Origin of the sequence: Alteromonas sp. 07-89-2 (assembly GCF_013113925.1) — a bacterium.
GTDB lineage: Bacteria > Pseudomonadota > Gammaproteobacteria > Enterobacterales > Alteromonadaceae > Alteromonas > Alteromonas macleodii.
Window position 1 is genome coordinate 1 of record NZ_VTYM01000063.1, and the last position, 2,608, is coordinate 2,608.

Consider the following 2,608-nt stretch of genomic DNA (forward strand, 5'->3'; position numbering starts at 1 on the left):
TTGGGCGTTGTATGGTTAAGCCTCTCGGGCAATTAGTACAGGTTAGCTTAACGCCTTACAACGCTTCCACACCCTGCCTATCAACGTCATCGTCTATAACAACCCTTCCAGAACTTAAAGTTCAGGGATGACTCATCTTTGGGCCGGCTTCCCGCTTAGATGCTTTCAGCGGTTATCCGTTCCGAACATAGCTACCGGGCAATGCCATTGGCATGACAACCCGAACACCAGCGGTTCGTCCACTCCGGTCCTCTCGTACTAGGAGCAGCTCCCATCAATCATCCAACGCCCACACCAGATAGGGACCGAACTGTCTCACGACGTTCTAAACCCAGCTCGCGTACCACTTTAAATGGCGAACAGCCATACCCTTGGGACCGACTTCAGCCCCAGGATGTGATGAGCCGACATCGAGGTGCCAAACACCGCCGTCGATATGAACTCTTGGGCGGTATCAGCCTGTTATCCCCGGAGTACCTTTTATCCGTTGAGCGATGGCCCTTCCATACAGAACCACCGGATCACTATGACCTACTTTCGTACCTGCTCGACGTGTCTGTCTCGCAGTTAAGCTAGCTTATGCCATTGCACTAACCTCACGATGTCCGACCGTGATTAGCTAACCTTCGTGCTCCTCCGTTACTATTTGGGAGGAGACCGCCCCAGTCAAACTACCCACCAGACACTGTCCACATTCCCGATAAGGGAACAATGTTAGAACATCAAACATACAAGGGTGGTATTTCAAGGACGGCTCCACACAATCTAGCGACTGTGCTTCAAAGCCTCCCACCTATCCTACACATGTAGGTTCAATGTTCAGTGCCAAGCTGTAGTAAAGGTTCACGGGGTCTTTCCGTCTAGGTGCGGGTACACAGCATCTTCACTGCGATTTCAATTTCACTGAGTCTCGGGTGGAGACAGCGTGGCCATGGTTACACCATTCGTGCAGGTCGGAACTTACCCGACAAGGAATTTCGCTACCTTAGGACCGTTATAGTTACGGCCGCCGTTTACCGGGGCTTCGATCAAGAGCTTCGTCCGAAAACTAACCCCATCAATTAACCTTCCGGCACCGGGCAGGTGTCACACCCTATACGTCCTCTTACGAGTTTGCAGAGTGCTGTGTTTTTAATAAACAGTCCCAGCCACCTGGTCACTGCGGCCTCCATTTGCTTACCACGCGAAGTGTTCACAAACAGAGGCGTACCTTCTCCCGAAGTTACGGTACAATTTTGCCGAGTTCCTTCACCCGAGTTCTCTCAAGCGCCTTAGTATTCTCTACCTGACCACCTGTGTCGGTTTGGGGTACGGTTCATATAATCATAAGTTTAGAAGCTTTTCCTGGAAGCAGGGCATCAACAACTTCACTCCCTTGGGAGCTCGTCTCGTGTCTCGGCCTTGAAAACCCGGATTTACCTAAGTCTTCAGCCTACTCACTTTCACTTGGACAACCAACGCCAAGCTTGCCTAGCCTTCTCCGTCCCTCCATCACTGATTATATAAGTACGGGAATATTAACCCGTTTCCCATCGACTACGCATTTCTGCCTCGCCTTAGGGGCCGACTTACCCTGCCCTGATTAGCATGGGACAGGAAACCTTGGTCTTCCGGCGTGGGAGTTTTTCACTCCCATTATCGTTACTCATGTCAGCATTCGCACTTGTGATATGTCCAGCAAGCTTTACAACTCACCTTCATCCACTTACACAACGCTCCCCTACCCAGCATGTAAACATGCTGCCGCAGCTTCGGTATATTGCTTAGCCCCGTTACATCTTCCGCGCAGGCCGACTCGACTAGTGAGCTATTACGCTTTCTTTAAAGGGTGGCTGCTTCTAAGCCAACCTCCTAGCTGTCTATGCCTTCCCACATCGTTTCCCACTTAGCAATATTTTGGGACCTTAGCTGGCGGTCTGGGTTGTTTCCCTCTCCACGACGGACGTTAGCACCCGCCGTGTGTCTCCCGGATAGTTCTCATTGGTATTCGGAGTTTGCAAAGGGTTGGTAAGTCGGGATGACCCCCTAGCCTTAACAGTGCTCTACCCCCAATGGAATTCGTCCGAGGCTCTACCTAAATAGATTTCGGGGAGAACCAGCTATCTCCCGGTTTGATTGGCCTTTCACCCCCAGCCACAAGTCATCCCCTAACTTTTCAACGTTAGTGGGTTCGGTCCTCCAGTTGATGTTACTCAACCTTCAACCTGCTCATGGCTAGATCACCGGGTTTCGGGTCTATACCTAGCAACTAAACGCGCAGTTAACACTCGCTTTCGCTACGGCTCCGTTATTCACTTAACCTCGCTACTAAATATAAGTCGCTGACCCATTATACAAAAGGTACGCAGTCACCACACGAAGTGGCTCCCACTGCTTGTACGTATACGGTTTCAGGTTCTATTTCACTCCCCTCACAGGGGTTCTTTTCGCCTTTCCCTCACGGTACTGGTTCACTATCGGTCAGTTAGGAGTATTTAGCCTTGGAGGATGGTCCCCCCATATTCAGTCAAGATAACACGTGTCCCGACCTACTCGATTTCACTGTAAAGAATCCGTCGTGTACAGGGCTATCACCTTGTATCGCTCCTCTTCCCAAAGGATTCCACTA

The 2,608-nt window shown here is 50.8% G+C and carries 1 rRNA gene; it reads right to left on the bottom strand.

The window, feature by feature from the left end:
- Window positions 1–11 precede the first annotated feature (11 nt).
- Window positions 12–2,608 (bottom strand): 23S ribosomal RNA (locus F0261_RS19675); the annotation flags it as partial.